Here is an 18,875-nt window from a genome sequence, read left to right on the forward strand (position 1 = left end):
AAGCGTCAAAAGCTTGTTCTATCTGGATGGGCTCCTCCTGCTCGGCCTGCTGTTCTTCCGTTGGGCGCTGGTCGATCGGATGAAGGGCCTGATCGATGCGCGCGTGTTCGCGCTGGTCCTGCTCGTGCCGGCATTGCTGATTTTCGTTCCGAAGGTGGAAATGGCCTATGCCGTTCTGCTGGTCGCCGCGATGCTGGCGCGCAACCGACCGGAATTGTGCGCAGGCTATCTGCTGATGTTGCCGATGGTGCCGGAACTGAGCCTGGAGTACAGCCTGGGGGGCCTGTACATCATGCGCTTGTCGGCCACGTCGGCTCTGGCAGTCGGGGCGCTGCTGGCGCTGTTGTGGACGCCGCGCACGACCAGATTGCATAGCGGCAAGTATGATTTCGCGGCGGCGGTCCTCGTTCTCCTGTTCACGCTCATGAACGCGCGGGGAGGGGAGGCGAACGCTTATCTGCGCGGCTTCGCCGATATCTTCCTGACGGTCGGCGTGCCGTACATCATCGTGTCCCGAAGCATCGGCAGCGAGAGCGATGCGCGCGTCATCCTGTCGCGTTTCTTCCTGGCGGGTGCCCTCGCCGCACTGATCGCTATCTTCGAGGCGAGCCGGCACTGGGCTCTCTATGAGTACATCCCATCGCATTTGAACGTTTCCCTTCGCGGTATATCGATGCTCAACGTGCGAGCAGGGTTCATGCGCTCGGGTGGTCCGTTCCTGAATCCCACGGCATTCGCGTTCTTCCTAGCGATCCTTCCAGCCGGCCTGTGGGGGGTTCGGTCCTATTTCCACGCGCTTGGATATCGCGCGGTGATGATGCTCTTGCTGGCAGGTCTGCTGGCCACGCAGTCGCGCGGCGCGTGGATTGCCTGCGCTGCTGGATATTGTGCCTTGTGGGCCTATCGTGGGCTCAGGGGCAGGGCGGTGGGCGCGCTTTTCGGAGCCGCAGTGCTTTATACGGTTGCTAGTCTCTTATTGCCTGAAAACGGCCGACTTGCCGAGAGTCTTGGCCGTTCCGGTGCCGCTGTAGATACCATGGATTATCGTAGGGCATTGCTCGAAAGTGGCCTAGCGCAAGTTCGCGCGCACCCATTGCTGGGACAATCGGCTTCCGAACTGAATGTTTCGATGGTCGAACTTGTTCAGGGCCAAGGTCTCATCGATTTCGTCAATACTCATCTGTTTGTCGCACTAAGCGGGGGGCTGCTAGGATTCGTGATTTGGCTAGTGATATGGGGAATACCATTCGCTGCAACTTGGCGTCACGGTGCCCGGATCGGTAAATCGCCAGCAAGCGGTCTTCAGGTTGTGCCGGAGACGATGCTGGTGGTTAGCATGGTCGCGCTTTTGTTTACTTCGACCGCAAATCGCGGATTGCTTTGGCCGGTTGTCGCTCTTGCCCTTACCGCTCCCTTGCTATCCTTGGCAAGGCAGCGGCAAAAATCACTAGATCGTAAAGCTCGTCCGCTAATTTATAATGGCGGTCGGTCAGTCAACGCAGCAGTATCGCTGTAAATTTTTACAATCCCGATCACAAAGCGAAGGTGGTGAAGTGTTCCAACGCGACCATCAATCTGGAGTCGCAGGTCAGTTAATGTTGGAATGATTAGTAAAAAATAGTTTTCTTTTCGTTCGAGCACGTCATTATGAGAAATATTTGAGTAAGAGATTTCGATCGCGTCGTTTTGTTGATCTAAAATTTTCCGTCACCAGGTAGATGTGGCCTTGTTATCCTTAGCCTTTTAGCTATTGCTCCTTGACACCATGGATCGATCCATTTGCCAAATATATATGCAATGTTAATCAATATGATGCAGATAAATAGCGCTGATGTGTTGTCGATCGATGTTAAGCGCCAGTTTGTAACGAGGCCTGTAGCGGTCTGAATGATCATAAATACGCCGAGATGTATTGTGTAAAGCGGATACGAGATCGCGCCTAAAACCTCGAATGACTTATGCGATGATTTCGCCTGCGATAGCAACAAAACAATCAAAGGAAATAGCGTTAGGATTGTAGTCAGATCAAACCCTGCCCGATAGGTATTCGGCACCGGTGATAGCATTATCACAATCACTGCGCCGAAGATGACCCAAGCTAGTGAATCCGGTAGTGGTGGCACAACGAATGTGCTGACCATGCGGCAGAGTACTACTCCGGCAAGAAATCCAAAAGTTGCACGTAGGAAGGTCATGTCAATTTCGTCCCAGCGATAGCCGAAATCAAGCCCCTTCCCGCGCGCTACTGTATCTACAACGAGAATTGCGAAAGTAAGCGCCGTTAGAAAAGCGAGCCATAGAGTCGATAGTCTGACGAGGGCGGCGCCATAAGCCAAGTTGATCATAATTTCACCGAACAGAGACCAGCCTTGGGTCGACAAAGGAAACAACGTCGGTGATGTCGGGCTTGGCATAAGGGCTAGTGCGGTTATGACCGCGATGAACCCTCCCAACCAATCATGCGAATGTAAATTACCCGGGATCGTTGCAATAAAGCCTAATCCGACCCCGATCAGCCACATTGGCGCGAACCGGCCATATCGTTTGATCAAGAACGTCTGAAAATATTTTCCAGCAAGAAGGCGTCCTTCATAAGCGTGAGCGATCACAAATCCACTCATCAAAAAAAACATGTCAACGGCAAGATACGCGGACGGTGCAAGCTTAAGAGCGCTGATAAAACTGGCATGATAAAAAAGCACGGCGATCGCGCATAACCCGCGTAGGGCGTCAAGCGCTTCAAACCGGCCACCCGCCGGAGTAGTCGCAACCGGGTTGGGTATTTTCTGACTTTGCTGATTTTTGATCGTCATCCAATCATCTGTGATGAATTTGGGTTCGAGGGCAAGGGGCCGGATATTTTGGAGAATTATTCGCAGCGACAATTGGCGCGGGTGCCGTGACGCAGCCTCACCGATCGCGGTGTTTTGTGTGAGGCGAGGACGCGTAGGGCGGGCCGATCGGAGAGTTTGGTTTATGGCTCGCTAACCACTCTCCTTATGATAGGATAAGCGGTTCGTTCCCTAATTTCGTCTCAACTATCGAGGCGGGACGAACATGAAAATTTTCGAAGATTTGAGATTATATTCGGGTAACGACGTCGAAAGCGGAAAAGCGGACATCGCCGTGATCAGCGAGGTCGCCGAAACGATCGATACTTCGTCTACTACAGTGCTCACCACGGCGCGGACGGTATCCGCGATGCTGGACACCAGCGAGGCCAGCAAAGTCGCAGCCGCGATTGATGCTCCGGCCACGACGGTTCGAACGTCCGCCAGCACGGTTTCCGCGATGCTGGGCACCAGTGAGGTCGGCAAGGTCGTAGCCGCGATCGATACTTCGTCGGCCATGGTCGGGGCTACCATAGGCGTCTCATCCCCAGCGCTGGACACCAGCGAGGTCAGCAAGGTCGCCGGAGCGATCGCCCCCGCCGTACCCGTTGAAACGCCAACGGTGTCCAACACTCCTGTGGTCGTCACGAGCCCAACGGTGGACAGCAGTCCATCGGCGAATACCAGCACGAACACGATGGACATCGGCATGAATTTGGCCGGTGTCAGCTATTACGGCACGCAATATCCCTTCCTGGATCGGTTCAAGACGTCATCGGAATGGATGGTTCAGGGTGTGAATGGACAGCCGATCGGCGCGCTCTCGCTGGACGCCAACGGTTATCCCACCGCCATGCCGACAGGCGCGACCAACATTTTCACGATGGTCGGTCTCGATCCGGTCGCGCTGGAAACATCCGATATCTATGTCATTACCTACAAAGGTAATGCGAGCATCAATATTCTGGGCGGCACGATCCTGTCGTCCGAACCGGGTAAGATCACCTTCCGTTTTACAGGCGAAGGCAGTTCTACGGCGATCAACGTCAGCGCGATCGATCCCGCAAATCCGCTCTCGGACATGCACGTCGTGCGGCAGGATCAGGTAGCGCTGTACGAAAGCGGCGAAATCTTCAATCCGGCCTTTCTCGACAAGGCATCGCAATGGTCCGAACTGCGATACATGGATTGGGGCAACACCAACAACAACACGCTCACGTCGTGGGACCAGCGCACCACGCTGACCAGCGCATCGTGGAGCAACATTTCCTCGACGCACAGCGTCCCGATCGAGATCATGGTTGCGTTGGCCAATAAGACCAACACCGATATGTGGATCAACATTCCGGCCGCCGCGGATGACGATTATATTCGCAAGACCCTGTCCTATGTACGGGACAACCTTGCCGCCGGTCTGAGCGTAAAGGTCGAATATTCCAACGAGGTTTGGAATTGGGGATTCCAGCAGGCGAGCTACGCCCAGACCATGGGCGCGCAGATGTTCGGCACGGACCTCAATGGCAATGGCCAGATAGATCGCGGCACGAGCGAGGAACCGGGCACCGCCTATCTGCAATATTACGGCTATCGCGCGGCTCAGGTCGCAGCCGTCGCCAATAGCGTCTTCGCTTCCAGCGACCCTGCGCGCCTTCAGAACGTGCTCTCCACCCAGACCGGCTATCTCGGACTGGAAACCTATATCTTCGACGGTGTTCAAAGCGCCGCGCTGGGCAGCGTCGCCAGCCTGTTCGACAATTATGCGATCACGACGTATTTCGGACTCGACAGCGTCGATCAGGCGACCCTCGTGTCATGGGCACATGCTGGGCAGGCCGGCATAGATGCGGCGTTTGCCGGTCTGAACGCCAGCTTGAACGACAGTCTCAGGGTCTATGTCTATCAGCAGGCGGTCGCGGCGCGGAACGGCCTCTCGCTCGTCGCCTATGAAGGCGGCGTCGGCTTGGCGGCGTACACCTTTGCCGACGCCGATCAGTCGGCGATGCTGGCGTTTTTCGAGGCGCTGGATAACGATCCTCGCATGGGCGATATGTATGCCAAGATGGTTGCGGATTTCGCGGCCAGCGGTGGATCCGGTCTTAACGCGTTCACCGACGCAGGCTCACCCAGCAAATGGGGCACCTGGGGTACGCTCGACAGCATCTACGACGAGGGCAGCGAGCGGTACGATGCGCTGGTTGCGGCGTCCCAGGCTGCCAAGGCGGCCCAGCTTACCGGCGGCGATGCGACTCAGGTCAACGTCCTCACTTCGGCGGCCAGCTATGTACTCGGCGGAAACCAGTTGACGCTGACCTATGTCGGCTCGGGCGGCTTCAACGGTACGGGCAACGACCTGTCGAATACCATCGTCGGCGGCAACTCCTTCAACATGCTCTATGGCGGCGGCGGTGACGACACGATCGTCGGCGGCAGTCGTAACGACATCATCGACGGCGGCACCGGCGCTGATCGGATGATCGGCGGCGATGGCGATGATACCTATGTGGTCGACAATATCGGTGACGTGGTCGTCGAGCAGGCGGGTGGCGGAACGGACGAGGTCCGCACCACCTTGAACACCTATGCGTTGACCGCCAGCGTCGAAAACCTCACCTTTATCGGGACGGGCGTCATCACCGGGACCGGCAACGATTCCGACAATATCATCGCTGCTGTCGCTGGGGCCTCGGCATCCTTGTACGGTGGTGCCGGCAACGACACCCTGACCGGATCGACCGGCGCGGACCTGCTTGATGGTGGGACCGGTGCCGACATCATGCGCGGGGGCCGGGGCAATGACGTCTATATCGTCGATAATGCCGGCGATAACGTCATCGAGCTGGCCGGGGGCGGCATCGACACGGTGCGGACCACGCTCAATCTCTATGGGCTTGCCAGCGAAGTCGAGAATCTTACCTTCATCGGAACGGGGAATTTCAACGCTTTCGGCAATTCCCTGGACAATGTGATGACGGGTGGTGCCGGCGACGACACGCTGTGGGGTGACGTCGGCAACGATACGCTGAACGGTGGTGCCGGCAACGATGTGTTGATCGGCGGCGTCGGTGCCGACACGATGATCGGTGGCCTGGGTGATGATCGATACGATGTCGATAACATTGGTGACATCGTCGTTGAACTGCCCGGTCAGGGTAACGATGCGGTTTACACAACGGTAAATTATACGCTGACCGCCAACGTAGAGAATCTGATGCTTTCCGGAACGGGCAATATCAACGGAACCGGCAACGAGCTGAACAACATCATGTTCGGCAATAGCGGTGACAACATCCTGTCGGGTGGCGCCGGCGACGATACGTTGATCGGCGGTGCCGGCAACGACACTTTGGTCGGCGGAGACGGAAACGATTCGCTGGATGGTGGCGACGGCGACGATATTCTCAACGGCCGCATGGGCGACGACTTGATTACCGGTGGCGCGGGGAACGATGTGATCTGGGGCGGCATCGGACGCGATGTCATGGATGGGGGCGCCGGAGCGGACCGCTTCATCTTCTACACCGGCGATACGGGCAAGACGCGGGCGACCGCCGACATGATATATTTCTCGCACAGCGATGGCGATTTGATCGATCTGTCGAGGATGGACGCGCGGACCGCGACGTCGGTGGACGATGCATTCAGCTTTATCGGGCAGGCGGCATTCACCAACACCGCCGGTGAATTGCGCATCCAATATAGCGGCGGATATTGGGATGTGCTGGGCGACACCAACGGCGACGGAATCGCCGACTTCTCGATCACCGTCAGTGCGGGCAGCACCCCGTTGATCGCGCGCGACTTCGTGCTCTGAGCGCGTCGCTTACTGGATCGCAGAGACTTTCCGGCGGACCCATTGGTTCGCCGGAAATTCGATCAGCTTGTAGGTGACGGTGGCGGCAAGGATGGCGATGCCGAGTACCACGATCGACATGATATCGCCCATCAACGGCGTCGCGCCGGCAAACTTCCGGCCGTCGATTGTTGTCATCCAACCGTCATAGTGCGTGATCCGGCCTAGGATCTCCAGCGCGTTGTTGAAGCGGTAAACGATGAATAGATGAACCATGTAAATCGAATAAGATACCGTGCCCAGAAATTCGAACGCTGGGAGGGCCAGAATCCGGCTGACAGCGCCCGCTTGCTGCGCAAAGATCAGTATCACGAGTGCGAAGATTAGTGGAACTGTCAGGGATAGTATCGTGGCACCGGAATTGACTACGATAATGATCGTCCCCGTCACGGCTACGATCTCAAGTAGTGTTGCCGCTATAGTGCTCAACGCGAGCCGCAGGCGGCGGTGCACGTGAAACGCGACCACGCCAAGGGAAAATCCGAAAAGGCAACGTGCAAAGGCACCGTCGTGGAATACATTCAGGTAACGGTCGGTGGCAAAAATTAGATAGCCCCCACATCCAAACGCCAAAATCACCGCTGCGGGCACTAGAAAACGGCCGAGATATCGGAAACCGAACGCAAAGACGAGGTAAGTCCAAACTTCAACCGCGATGCTCCAGGCGGGACCGTTCCATGTCGGCGCGTCAGGCCCGACAAAGGGCTGTATGAGGGCCAGATTGGCAGCTATCATTGAGACACTATAGTCTCCGGAAAATGGCTGATGTCCGGATGGACGGTCCACTTGCATCGTTGCAAATTCGAACGCCACGAACAGTGCCAGTACAACGACATGCAAAGGGTAGACTCGCCCGAACCTCAGCAACATGAATTTGCGTATGGAATAACCGCTCCGGATCCGATCGCTGTAGCTGGCGGCAATCACGAATCCGCTCAAGGCGAAGAAAAAATCAACGAAAAGAAAGGCGTTTTGGACAAAGGAGGAACGGTTTATATGGCCTAGCGTATCGAAGTGATACAGCACGATCATGCAGGCGCAGACGCCGCGCAGGCTGTCGAGCGCCACGAAGCGATGTGTTTTCCCCCCGGTCATTCGTCCTCGTCGCACAGCGGTGTTTCGACGCCAAGAAATATTCAGTCTGACGACAGGATGATCCTGGCCGGAATGCCGACTGCCGTCGCGCCGGCCGGTACGTCGCACGTCACGACCGCATTGGCACCGATCTTCGCATGCGCGGCGACATGGATCGGCCCGAGCAATTTCGCCCCGGCGCCGATATCGACATGGCCGTCGATCCGCGGCACGCCCTTGCCGTTGGTGCCGAGCGTCACCTGCTGGAAGATCAGGCAGTTCGGACCGATCACTGCGTCCGGATGGATGACGATGCCGTTGGGATGGGGCAGCAGCAGCCCGCCGCCGATCTGCGTGGTCAGCGGAATGTCCGCTCCGGACACCGCGGACCAGAAGCGATGGCGGATGACCGCCAGACTTCTGCGCGCGCGCGATGTGGGGGTGCGTTGGTAGGCGCGGATGCTGGCCAGCAACGCGCGGCCGGGATCCCACCCGCTGCGCTGTTCCCTGCTCCAGTCCGGCGTGTCGGCGGAAACCATCGTCTTGCGTCCTGGAAAAGAGATCGGCATCGAACGCCGACCATCGCCGCGTCCCGGCGGGACTGTACAGCGCATGGCCGCGCTTGCCAGCATCGTTCGCCGACGCCAAGAAGCGGACGGGGCTTTCGATGGAATTTCGTGTGATCGACAATCGTTCGCGTGGCGCAGGCGGCCTCTGGATCGCGGCTGCTCTGATCCTGGCCTTCGCCTTGTCCTGCATCTGGTTCGCCACCCGTCAGGACATCTGGATCGACGAATCGACCCAATTGTCCGGCATTACCCTTTCGCCGCTCGCGCTGATCCACTGGCTCGCCGGCACCGATGCCCAGCGCTTCGGTGTGCCGGGCGACCGGATGCCGCCGCTCGGCTATCTGCTCGATTGGGCCTGGTGGCACGGCGTGTCGCAGTCGGTGCTGGCGTTCCGCTTGTTCCATGCCGCTTTGGTCGTCGCCGCGCTGGCTTTATTCGCTCGGACGGAGCGCAGATATGTCGGTGGGCGCTGGGCATTCGTAGGGCTGATCTTCCTCGCGGTATCGCCGGAGACGGTTCAACTCGCGGTCGAACTGCGCGCTTATCCGATGCTGTTCGCACTGGCCTGCGTACAGGCGGCGCTCTTCCTCCGGCTGGTCGCGATGCCGCGGCCGACCAGGCCCGCGCTGGCCGGTTTCGCCCTGGTATGCGTGGTGACATACTTCGTGCATTTCTTCGGCGTGGTCGCGACCTGCGCCTATTTCGGCGCGCTGTTGCTGCGTTTCCTGCGCGCGAGCCCGTTCCGCGTGATCGTGGCTGGGCTGGTCGCGTTGGTCCCGGCACTGGCGCTCCAGCCCTTTATCATGGGGGCGAGCGCGCTTTCCGCCGTCCCGGTCGTCGGCACCGGCCCGGTCGACTATATCCTGCAATTGTTCGCCGGTTCGGTCTATCTCGTCGTGCCGCTGGCCGGTGCGCTCTTTCTCGCCGGCAGCTTCGCTTTGTTCGGGATCGGCCTCTGGACCGCGCTCGGCCGCGTGATGGCACGGCGGACCGAACCGGTCGATCACATGATCGTCGTCGCGGGATTGGGCGTGGTCGCGACGGTCGCGCCGCATTTCTGGATCCATTCGTTCGACACGCTGAAGCCGAGCTACAGCATCTGGCTGCTGCCAGTGCTGGCGCTGATCATCGGGTCCGGGGCGCGGCAGGCGATGCAGCGCGATCGCTGGATCGCGCGCGCCATTCAGGCGGCGATCGTGGCGATGGCGGCGGGGGCGACGGTATCGGGCATCGTCTTTCTCGTGCATTCCGACTGGTACGTGCACGGCCCGGCGCGGGCGATCGCGGCCGAGCGACGCGGCGACATGCCGATCGTCTATGTCGGCACCGACACATATGCTTACGGCTACTTCCCGACGGTCTATCTGACCCAGCGGAGCGCCGAACAATGGCTGGCGGAGGAGAGCGGGGTCCGCCGCCTGCCGGACGGCCCGATCATGCCCTGGTCGGCGCTGTCCCGCTACAAGGAGGCGCTCGTCGTGGATATCCGGGTTCGGCGGTACAGCGATCTTGGCCAGTGTCTGAAAGGCCGTTGCCCCCCGTTCGAGCGCTCGCCGCTGCTCGACGCGATGCTGGCCAATGGCGGCTGGCATGAGGCCGCGACGACCAGACGTTTTGGATATTATGATGTACAGCTTACGACGCTGACATCGGTCGCCCGCTAACGCCGTGATGATCGGAGCCGGCTACAGGGATTTGATCAGATCCGAACGATGGCGGAACACTTCCTCGTCGATCATCGGATGGCCATCCTTTGCAGCCGCTTCGGTCAGTCTGGCTAACGCATCCGGTTCGGCGATCAGCGCCGCGATCGCCTCGGCCAGTGCCGTGGGATTGGCGGCGGTCATCACGCCACCGCCATGGTGTCCGATAAGGTCCCGGGGATAGGGACTGTCATACCCCACGATCGGCGTTCCCGAGAGCAGAGCCTCGACCAGGCACCGCGGGGACTCCAGTGTCTTGTGACAGAATAGAAATATATCCGCGTCTCGAAACGCCTGCATCAACGCTTCGCGATCCTGGGTCGGTCCAGGGAAGAATATACGGTCTCCGACGCCAAGCCGCGCGATCATCTCTCGCGATGCAGCGAGGTCCGGCCCGTCGCCGAACCATGTCGCGTGGAAATCAGCCCCGGACCTTTTGAGGGCAGCCAGGGTTTCGATCCAGTCCGTCGGGCCTTTATCGGGATGAACGCGGCCGCCATAGATGATCTCGATCTTGCGGCCGGACGGACGCGCGATCTTCGCGGTCAAATTGTGAGGAGCGATGCGAGACTCTGCGCCAAGATGGATATCGTGGACCAAATGCCCGTCGCGGCTGTAGCGTACATAGGCGTTGTAAGTGTCCATGCCATGGAACAGCCCCATTGCCGAGCGGCGGATGACATGCCGTTCCAGTCGCTTGGCCAGAACGGCATTGATCCGGCGGTACAGCCGGCGAAGGCCGCGAGATTGCTGTGCTTGGAACGCCATGACTTGCGATTCGACCCGGTCGGTCCAGATCGCAGCCTTTCGCCCGCGCTTCGCCGCCAGCAGCGCGGCGATCGCGCCCCAATCGCCCCAAAACCCACCGATCGCGAATTGAAGATGCGTAGATTTATCGATCAGATTTTTGAGCTCGCGTGCGGTACGCAGTAGGTGGCGTAGGAAGGCGGGCGGGGTCCATGCTGCGGGCAGGCAATGGATCGAAAGCTTGTCGGTCGGCAGCAATTCGGAGACCGGACTGGTCATCGCTGGCGGCTCCGATGCCGCGATCACCGGACAACAGACCGCAACCGTATCGAAATTCTTTAGCCACAGCCGCAGGCCATTGCAGGCCTGCGTATCGAGCCACAGCACGTCGCCGATCGAATAGATCGGCAGCGGCAGCACCAGCATCAGGGACGTAGGCGGGGCGGGGGGCATCTGACTACGCTCGTTGCATACGGAATGATCGACCGCAATGGCCGCCCTTTGGCCTATCGCTCTCGCAGCGCGCTGCCCTTGGCTTCGTCGACCGGGCTGGTGAGGTAGCTGAGGAAGCTGCGGTCGCCCGTCACGATATCGGCCACTGCGCTCATGCCCGGCGTTATCGCGACGTTGCGGTCGCCGCGGTCGATGCGCGTGCGGTCCAGCGCGACGCGCACGACATAGACCGGCCCCAGTTTCTCGTCGTCGATCGCATCCGGGCTGATCGCCAGCACCTTGCCGGGGATCGATCCGTAACGTGCGAACGGGAACGCCTCGAGCTTCACATCGACCTTCTGGCCAACCGACACGAAGCCGGCGTCGCGGTTGAGCAATTTGACCTCGGCGACCATCCGGCCATCCGCGGGCACCACCGTCATGATCGGTTTCGCCGCCTCCACCACGCCGCCTTCGGTATGGACCGAGAGCTGGCCGATCGTGCCGGTGACGGGTGCGCGCAGTTCCTGGAAGGTGCTGCGCTGCTGCGTCTTGGCGAGTTCCTCCTGCCGCAACTGCATCTCGGCATTGGCCTTGACCAGTTCGTCGAACAGCGCCGCGCGCACTTCGGTGCGGGCCTTGGCCATCGTGCTCGCCGCGCCGGCCGACTGGGCGTTGGCGCGCTGGATCGATTCGATCGCGGCATCGCGGTCGCGCGCCTGGCCGAGCCGCTGGCGGCGCATCTCGATCACCTTCAGCTTCGAGACGAAGCCCTTGGCGAGCAATTGTTCGTTCGCGGCGATCTGTTCGTCGAGCAGCGGCAGCGTCTCGGTCAGCTTGGCGACCTGCACGCGCGCCGTGGCGATGTCGGATTGCGCCACGCGGCCATTGGCGACCTGCGCCGTGATCGACGCCTGCACATCGGCCAGCTTGGCCTGCGCCAGCAGTTTCTGCGCCTCGACCGTCGTGGCGTCGGCCCCGGCGGGCGGCGTGAACACGAAGCCCTTGCCGTCCAGCCCATCGATCACCGCGCGGGTGCGCGCGACGGAGAAGGCGGCGGTTTCGTACGCCTTGCGTGCCTGCGCCGCCTCGGCGGTGGACACGGTGGGATCGAGCAGGACGAGCACCTGCCCCTTGGTCACGTGATCGCCGTCATGCACCAGGATGCGGCGCACGACGCCGGCCTCTGCGGGCTGGACGAGCTGGACGGCACCGGTCGGCACGATCTTGCCTGGGGCCGAGGCGACGATGTCGGTACGACCGAACGTCAGCCACAATCCCAGCGCGGCAACGCCACCCAGCAGCACCTTCGCGGTCAGCCGTGCGGTCGGCGACACCGGGCGTTCGATCACCTCCAGCGCGGCGGGCAGGAAGCCGGTCTCGTCGACCCGCAAACGCCCGATATCGCGCTTCTTCTCTTCGGCCAGGGACGCGCGGATCACGGCCAAGTTGGTGGTCAGCGCGTTCATGCGGCAATTCCCTGCACGCCGGATTGGCGACGATGGAGTTCGGCGTAGCGCCCGCCAAGGGCGAGCAGTTCGTCATGCGTGCCGGATTCGACGATCCGGCCCTTTTCGATCGCTACGATGCGGTCGCAGTCGCGCACGGCGGAGAGGCGATGGGCGATGACCATCAGCGTGCGGCCCTTCGAGATCGCCTTCAGGTTGCGGCGGATGATCTCCTCGCTTTCGGCGTCCAGCGCTGAGGTCGCCTCGTCGAGGATCAGGATGCGCGGGTCGGTGACGAGCGCACGGGCGATGGCGATGCGCTGGCGCTGGCCGCCCGACAGATTGACGCCGCGTTCGACGATCGGCGTGTCATACCCTTGCGGCTGTTGCAGGATGAAGTCGTGCGCCCCGGCGAGGCGCGCGGCCTTCATCACGCGTTCGAATGGCATCGCCGGGCTGACGAGCGCGATATTCTCGCGGATCGATCGGTTGAACAGGATATTCTCCTGCAGCACGACGCCAATCTGACGGCGCAGCCAGGTTGGATCGAGTTGCGAAACGTCGATCCCGTCGATCAGCACGCGACCGCTTTCGGCGATGTACAGGCGCTGCAACAGCTTGGTCAGCGTCGATTTGCCCGATCCGGACGATCCGACGATGCCGATCGACTGGCCCGGCGCGATGTTCAGCGACACCTCGTCGACCGCCGGCGGTCCATCCACGGCATAGCGGAAACGGACTTTCTCGAAGCGCACCGCGCCTTTCATCGCCGGCATGTCCAGCCGCGACGCGCTCTGCTGCTCGACCGGATGATTGAGGATGTCGCCCAGCCGTTCCACCGAGATGCGCACCTGCTGGAAATCCTGCCACAGCTGCGCCATGCGGATCACCGGGCCGGACACGCGCTGCGCGAACATGTTGAACGCGACGAGCCCGCCGACGGTCAGCGTGCCGGCGATCACTGCCTTGGCACCGAAGAACAGGATCGCGGCGAAGGACAGTTTGGAAATGAGTTCGACCGCCTGGCTGCCGGTGCTGCCGAGATTGGTCACGCGCAGCGCCGAGGCGCTGTACGCGGCGAGCTGACGCTCCCAGCGATCCTGCCATTGCGGTTCGACGGCGGAGGCCTTGACGGTCTGGATGCCGGTGACGCTTTCGACCAGCAACGCATTGCTGGCGGCACCGCGTTCGAACTTCTCCTCGATGCGGGCGCGCAGCGGGCGCGTGACGAACAGCGAGACGGCGACATACCCAACCAGGCTGACTGCGACGATCGCGAACAGCGACGGCGAATAGATCAGCATCGCGACCATGAAGACCACCGTGAACAGCGGATCGACCAGTACGGTGAGCGACGCGGTGGTGAGGAATTCGCGAATCGTCTCGAGCTGGCGCACACGCGTGACGGTGTCGCCGACGCGTCGCTTCTCGAAATAGCTCAGGGGCAGAGCGAGCAGGTGACGGAAGAGGCGCGCGCCGAGTTCGACGTCGATCTTCTGGCTCGTCTCGGAATAGACCCGGCTGCGGATCCAGCCGAACATTGTTTCCCAGAGGGATACCGCAACGAAGCCGAACGCCAGCACGTTGAGCGTGGACAGCGCATTGTGCGCCAGCACCTTGTCGATCACGTTCTGGAACAGCAACGGCGCGGCGAGGCCGAGCAGGTTGAGCGTGAAGGTGATCAGCAGCACCTCGCCGATGAGGCGGCGATAGCGGACCATCTGCGGGATGAACCAGGTGAGATCGAAACGCTTGCCGCTCGCGCCGCGCGACTCGCGGGTGGTGATCAGGACGATCCCGCCGTCCCAGAGCGCGTCCAATCCGGCGCGATCGACCTTCTCGACCGGGCGGCCGGGCTTCTGGATCAGTACGCCGTCCTCGAGCAGGCGGCCGATGATGAACCAGCCCGCGGGTCCGCTGGCCAGCGCCGGGAGCGGCTGGCCGGACAGGCGCCCGGGCGCGACATCGACCGCCTTGGCGCGCACGCCGGACTGGCGGCGCGCGAGGCGCACGATGTCGCCGGCGCCGAGCGGATCGGAATGGCCGAGTTCATGGCGCAACTGGACGGGATCGGCCGAGGTCTGGTGGATCGACAGCAACAACGCCAGCGCCTGGACGCCGCTATCGTCCTGCGGTGGTGGCGCGGCGGTCCCGGCGTCGGTCCCCGTGCCGCCGCCCGGGCCGCCGCCCATGCCACCGAACGCGTCGGTCAGCTTCTTTTCGATATCGTCGGGAATCTTCATGGCTCGATCCGTCGCGGATGATGGTCGGCCCTGTTCTCCACGAACAAGGTAAACAATCCGGTAACGATGTGGCCGAGATGCGTGGATTTGGTCGCGGCGAAAGCGTGATCGGTCCCGCCTGTTCCCGCGGGTGCCTCGCGAAGCACTGATCGCTGACCCGAAACGAAAAACACCGCCGGTCTCGCGACCGGCGGTGCCTTCCTGTTTCGAGTCGTCGAGGATCAGACCGCGAAGGATACCTTGGGAGCGGCACGACGGCGCATCGCGCCACCGACCAGGCCGAAGCCCATGATCATCATCGCCCACGTCGCCGGCTCAGGCACCGCGCCTGCGTTGGCGAACTGACGGTAGATGGATGCCGTCGAGGTGTTGGCATAGGTCAGCGCGTTGACGCTGAGGTTCCAGCCCATCGCGTCATATGCCGCGAGATCGAGACCGGTGACTTCGCCCGTCTGGCCGAAGCAGAAGGTCGGATCCAGCAGGCCGTTGCCGGTCTGGCAGCCCGCCGTGTCCTTCCAGTGCGACGCCTGCTGGCCGTCGCCCTGATAGCGACCCTGCGAGAAGGTGTTGCCGAACAAGGCGGTCTGGCCGCCGTCGATCGAGAAGAACTTCGCGCCGCTGACGGTGCCGGCCGACAAATCGCGTGCCGCGCCTGCGCCCGGTGCGATGTTCGTCGGATCGGCGCTGTAGCGGAACATGTCCAGCGCGCTGTAGATCGAGGTGTCGTTCAGGCTGTAGCCCAGCGCCGTTGCGCCGCTGGGATTGGTGCCAACGCCGTAGATGTCGAGGAAATCGACGCCCGAAACGAAGCCGAGCGCGTGCCCGATCTCGTGGATGGCGACGCCGATGAAGTCGAACGTGTTGGCGGTGATGCCGTCGGTCGGGTCGAAGTCGAAGTTGAAGTTGGTGCTGAAGCGGACCGTACCGTCGATCTGCTGCGGCGCGTTGGCCGTGCTGTAGCTCGCGTTGAGGCCCAAGGCCTTGGTGAGCGAGGTGTTCAGATACAGCGTCTTGGCGCTCGTGGTCGTGCCGTTGTCGTAGCGCAGCGTCGTCGTGTCGTCGTTACCGGCGGCGTTCACGCCGTTGGTGATGAAGCTGGCACCGCCGGCCGCGTTCAGCGTCGGCAGCACGATGCTCGAATCGATCGCGGAGCCGCTCTTGGTGGAGTTGACCGCGTTCAGCCAGGTGGAGGTGGAGATGTCGTTGCGGCTGCTGCCGGTCGAACCGATGATGCCGGTGCCGAGCGACGAGGTGCCGACGCCCAGGTTGATCGTGACGTTGTTCGTCAGGATCGAACCCCAATAGGCGGCTGCGATCTGGAAGCCGGCGCGGAACTGCGCCTGCTGTGCTGCCGTGCCGGCAAAGCCCTGGTCGATCAGATTGATGGTCGTCGCGTTCGCCGCGCCACCCAACGAAAGCATTGCTGCGCCGCAGCAAAGTAAGCTCTTGATTCGCATGTTAGACCCCTTGTTGCCCAATGGCCGGTTACGGCTCATTAACCAGACTTATTGTTGAGCGGGATCGAGGCTGTCAAACGCTATGAACCCTTTTTTACTATATGTTGCGCCGCGGTCACTATGGTCGCCCCAAAATGAGATTTACGCGCGAAAACATCCCTCTTGACGGACTGAACCGAGCACCATGCCCGCACTGAATGCCACTGAAATTCTTCCGCTTGTCGCCCGGATGAAGGCCGCGCTGGCGCGCAAGGACCGCACCGAGACGAATCGCGTCGTCGCGGCATTGCTCGATGGTGCCGCGCCGCTCGGTGAGCAATGGCAGGCCATCTCGCAGCTGATGCAGGTGAGCGGCGAGTTCAACCTGGCGCTCCGTGCGATCGATGCCTTCATCGCGTCCGCCGCCGACAAGCCGCGCGCACGCTATTCGAAGGTCGTGTTGCTGACCCAGGCGCAGCGGTTGCAGGAGGCGCAGGACCTGCTGACGCAATTGCCGGAAGACGTGCCGGACCGGGCCGGCCGTGCCTATGTGCTTGGCAATACGGCGATGACGCTCGGGCGGATCGACGAGGCGCGTGCGCATCTGCTGACCGCGCTGAAGCATCGGCCCGGCTGGGGCCCCGCCTGGCTCTCCCTGGTCATGGTCGGCAATCTGAAGACCGATCCGATCGGCGAGCAGTTGCTCGCCGAACGGTCGGTGGCCGAAAGACAGGGTCCGGCCGACCTGGCGCGCTATCATTACGCGCTCGGCAAGTTGCACGTCGATCGCGGCGATCACGCGGCGGCCTTCGCCGCGTTCGCGCGTGGCGCCGCGCTGTTGAAGTCGCTGACGCCATACGGCCGCGAGGCCAATGCCGCGAACGCCGAATCGACGATGACCGGATATTCGCACGATTTCTTCGATCGCATGCGCGAGAAGCAGACGATCGACACCAGTCGCCCGATCTTCGTCACCGGCCTGCCGCGATCGGGCACCACCCTGGTCGAACAGATCCTCGCCAGCCACAGCGCGGTGCTGGACGGCGGCGAACTCAATTTCGTCCAGCATATGGCGGTGTCGGTCGGCGGCGTCTCCGGCGATGCGGTCGCGCAATATGTCGCGCGCGGCGGCAGTCTCGATGACTTGGGCGGCCTTTATCTGCATCTGCTGGAAGAGCGCTTCGGGCCGACCGGCCGGATCGTGGACAAGACGATCGACGTCAGCCGCTGCATGGGGCTGATCGCCGCCGCCTTGCCCGATGCGCCGCTGATCTGGATGCGCCGCGATCCGCTCGACAGCGCCTGGTCGTGCTTCCGCACCTTCTTCATCCACGGTGTCGCGTGGAGCTTCGATCTCGAAGACATCGCCCACCATTTCCAGCTGGAGGATCGGTTGATGGCGTTCTGGAAGGAGCAGCTCGGCGACCGCCTGCTGGTCGTACCGTACGGCGCGTTGGTCGAGGATCCGGCGCTGTGGACGGCGCGGTTGCTCGCGCATTGCGGCCTGGACGAAGAGGCGGCGGCCTATACCCCGCACCTGACCGAACGCCGGGTCGCCACCGCCAGTTCGCTGCAGGTGCGCCGGCCGATCAACCGCGACGGTTTGGGCGTGGCGGAACCGTACCGCGAATTCCTGCAACCGTTCATCGACGCGTATTACGGCAATGAGTCTGCCGCTGCCGTCTGAGCATCACTCGAACGGCACTTCGCCCATGACGTTGCCGGGTGCGGCATACCGGCAGACGAGGAAGTCGTTCGCGCGGTTGCTGGCGATCGCGCACCCCAGCGCGGTCGTGTCGTGCCAGACGATCTGGGTATAATGCGCGACGTCGCTCCAGCGGCCGGTGCTGCTGGAATAGGGCACCGGCACCGGGCGATAGAAGCGATGTTCGTCGGTCCAGCCGTCGATCATCTCGCGAAAGGTGTAGGCGTCCCTCGTGCCCATCCAGAGATTTTCGCCCTGGCGATCCGGGCCGTCGGCCTGGCGTGCGTGTTCGAAGCGGTTGTCGCGGGCAAGGCTCCCGGCATAGGCGGCGGCGGAAGCGGCGAGGCGATCGTCCCACGACAGCGGCTCCAGGCCGACGGCGGAGCGCGCGTCGTTATGCTCGCTCAGCATCGTGAAGCGGAGCAGCGCGTCGCCGCGCGGCGCGGGCGCCATCGTCCGACGCCACTCGACCGTCTGGCCGGCGCCGGCCGAGGCCGTGCCTGCCAGCACCAGGAATCCGAGCAACCTGCCGAGCATCCCGGCTCCGTGGGTTCGTTGCGCCGACCGATCCTGCATCGGCATCCGCTATGCACGATCGCGTGGAAACGGCCAAGTCTCCAGCCGGAGCATCGGGCACAGCAAGCAACTAAATTGCGTCTCGAGCGTATTTAGCTTAACGATAAAAATAACGATAAGATAGGAGACGGGTCGTGCTGGAACTGATCCCCGGCAAATCGGGTGTGCGCATGGCGCGCGGGCTGGCTGCCGCCGCGCTGATCTCGGCCGTGATGTGGGCCGGTATCGTAATCGTGCCGCTGATCGTTTTCTGATCGGAAG

12 protein-coding genes and 2 pseudogenes are annotated in these 18,875 nt (G+C 61.8%); 4 read left to right on the forward strand and 10 right to left on the reverse strand.

The features are described from left to right. The first annotated feature begins 13 nt into the window (after nt 1-13). Nucleotides 14-1,516 (forward strand): O-antigen ligase family protein, encoded by a 1,503-nt coding sequence (locus ASG11_RS07915; protein WP_156363695.1) that lies wholly within the window; start codon nt 14-16, stop codon nt 1,514-1,516. Between the two features lie 178 nt (nt 1,517-1,694). On the opposite strand, the gene ASG11_RS18360 is transcribed toward ASG11_RS07915, so the two are convergent. Together ASG11_RS18360 and ASG11_RS07920 are read right to left on the reverse strand one after the other, a co-directional pair. Beyond that, nucleotides 1,695-2,813, reverse strand: coding sequence for an acyltransferase family protein (locus ASG11_RS18360; RefSeq protein ID WP_156363696.1), 1,119 nt, complete (start codon nt 2,811-2,813; stop codon nt 1,695-1,697). Between the two features lie 225 nt (nt 2,814-3,038). After that, nucleotides 3,039-3,542, reverse strand: coding sequence for a hypothetical protein (locus tag ASG11_RS07920; protein WP_055777435.1), 504 nt, complete (start codon nt 3,540-3,542; stop codon nt 3,039-3,041). Between ASG11_RS07920 and ASG11_RS07925 the strand changes: the two genes are divergently transcribed. Then, nucleotides 3,541-6,642, forward strand: a complete 3,102-nt coding sequence (locus ASG11_RS07925) for a calcium-binding protein (protein ID WP_055777438.1) — start codon at nt 3,541-3,543, stop codon at nt 6,640-6,642. The genes ASG11_RS07920 and ASG11_RS07925 overlap by 2 nt on opposite strands. A 9-nt stretch (nt 6,643-6,651) precedes the next feature. Here the strand turns inward: ASG11_RS07925 and ASG11_RS07930 are convergent, their stop codons facing one another. Next, nucleotides 6,652-7,776, reverse strand: a complete 1,125-nt coding sequence (locus ASG11_RS07930) for an acyltransferase family protein (RefSeq protein WP_055777441.1) — start codon at nt 7,774-7,776, stop codon at nt 6,652-6,654. Nucleotides 7,777-7,817: 41 nt separating this feature from the next. Further along, on the reverse strand, nt 7,818-8,294 hold the full coding sequence (locus ASG11_RS07935) for a serine O-acetyltransferase (protein WP_156363697.1): 477 nt from the start codon (nt 8,292-8,294) through the stop codon (nt 7,818-7,820). A 128-nt stretch (nt 8,295-8,422) separates the two neighbouring features. On the opposite strand from ASG11_RS07935, the gene ASG11_RS07940 reads away from it, so the two are divergent. After that, nucleotides 8,423-9,988 carry a hypothetical protein gene (locus ASG11_RS07940; RefSeq protein ID WP_055777444.1) on the forward strand — a complete coding sequence of 522 codons (1,566 nt, stop codon included), beginning with the start codon at nt 8,423-8,425 and terminating at the stop codon, nt 9,986-9,988. A gap of 21 nt (nt 9,989-10,009) precedes the next feature. Here the strand turns inward: ASG11_RS07940 and ASG11_RS07945 are convergent, their stop codons facing one another. From ASG11_RS07945 to ASG11_RS19100, 5 genes and pseudogenes are all read right to left on the reverse strand, one after another. Next, nucleotides 10,010-11,200, reverse strand: a complete 1,191-nt coding sequence (locus ASG11_RS07945) for a glycosyltransferase (protein ID WP_236697426.1) — start codon at nt 11,198-11,200, stop codon at nt 10,010-10,012. Nucleotides 11,201-11,280: 80 nt separating this feature from the next. Next, nucleotides 11,281-12,675: an HlyD family type I secretion periplasmic adaptor subunit gene (locus ASG11_RS07950; protein WP_055777449.1), complete on the reverse strand. Its 1,395-nt coding sequence runs from the start codon at nt 12,673-12,675 to the stop codon at nt 11,281-11,283. Further along, nucleotides 12,672-14,897 (reverse strand): type I secretion system permease/ATPase, encoded by a 2,226-nt coding sequence (locus ASG11_RS07955; RefSeq protein ID WP_082472664.1) that lies wholly within the window; start codon nt 14,895-14,897, stop codon nt 12,672-12,674. Before ASG11_RS07955 ends, ASG11_RS07950 begins: the two co-directional genes overlap by 4 nt. Before the next feature lie 221 nt (nt 14,898-15,118). Continuing rightward, nucleotides 15,119-15,229: pseudogene (locus ASG11_RS19495) on the reverse strand (PEPxxWA-CTERM sorting domain-containing protein); the annotation flags it as partial. 78 nt (nt 15,230-15,307) lie between these two features. After that, a pseudogene (locus ASG11_RS19100) lies at nt 15,308-16,393 on the reverse strand (NF038122 family metalloprotease); the annotation flags it as partial. A 145-nt stretch (nt 16,394-16,538) separates the two neighbouring features. On the opposite strand from ASG11_RS19100, the gene ASG11_RS07965 reads away from it, so the two are divergent. Next, the gene (locus tag ASG11_RS07965; RefSeq protein ID WP_082472665.1) at nt 16,539-18,020 is read left to right on the forward strand and encodes a tetratricopeptide repeat-containing sulfotransferase family protein; all 1,482 of its coding nucleotides are present in this window, start codon (nt 16,539-16,541) and stop codon (nt 18,018-18,020) included. A gap of 3 nt (nt 18,021-18,023) precedes the next feature. On the opposite strand, the gene ASG11_RS07970 is transcribed toward ASG11_RS07965, so the two are convergent. Continuing rightward, complete coding sequence (locus ASG11_RS07970) at nt 18,024-18,575, reverse strand: CAP domain-containing protein (RefSeq protein ID WP_055777458.1); 552 nt, start codon at nt 18,573-18,575, stop codon at nt 18,024-18,026. Nucleotides 18,576-18,875: the final 300 nt, after the last annotated feature.

The organism is Sphingomonas sp. Leaf357, from assembly GCF_001423845.1.
Classification (GTDB): Bacteria; Pseudomonadota; Alphaproteobacteria; order Sphingomonadales; family Sphingomonadaceae; genus Sphingomonas.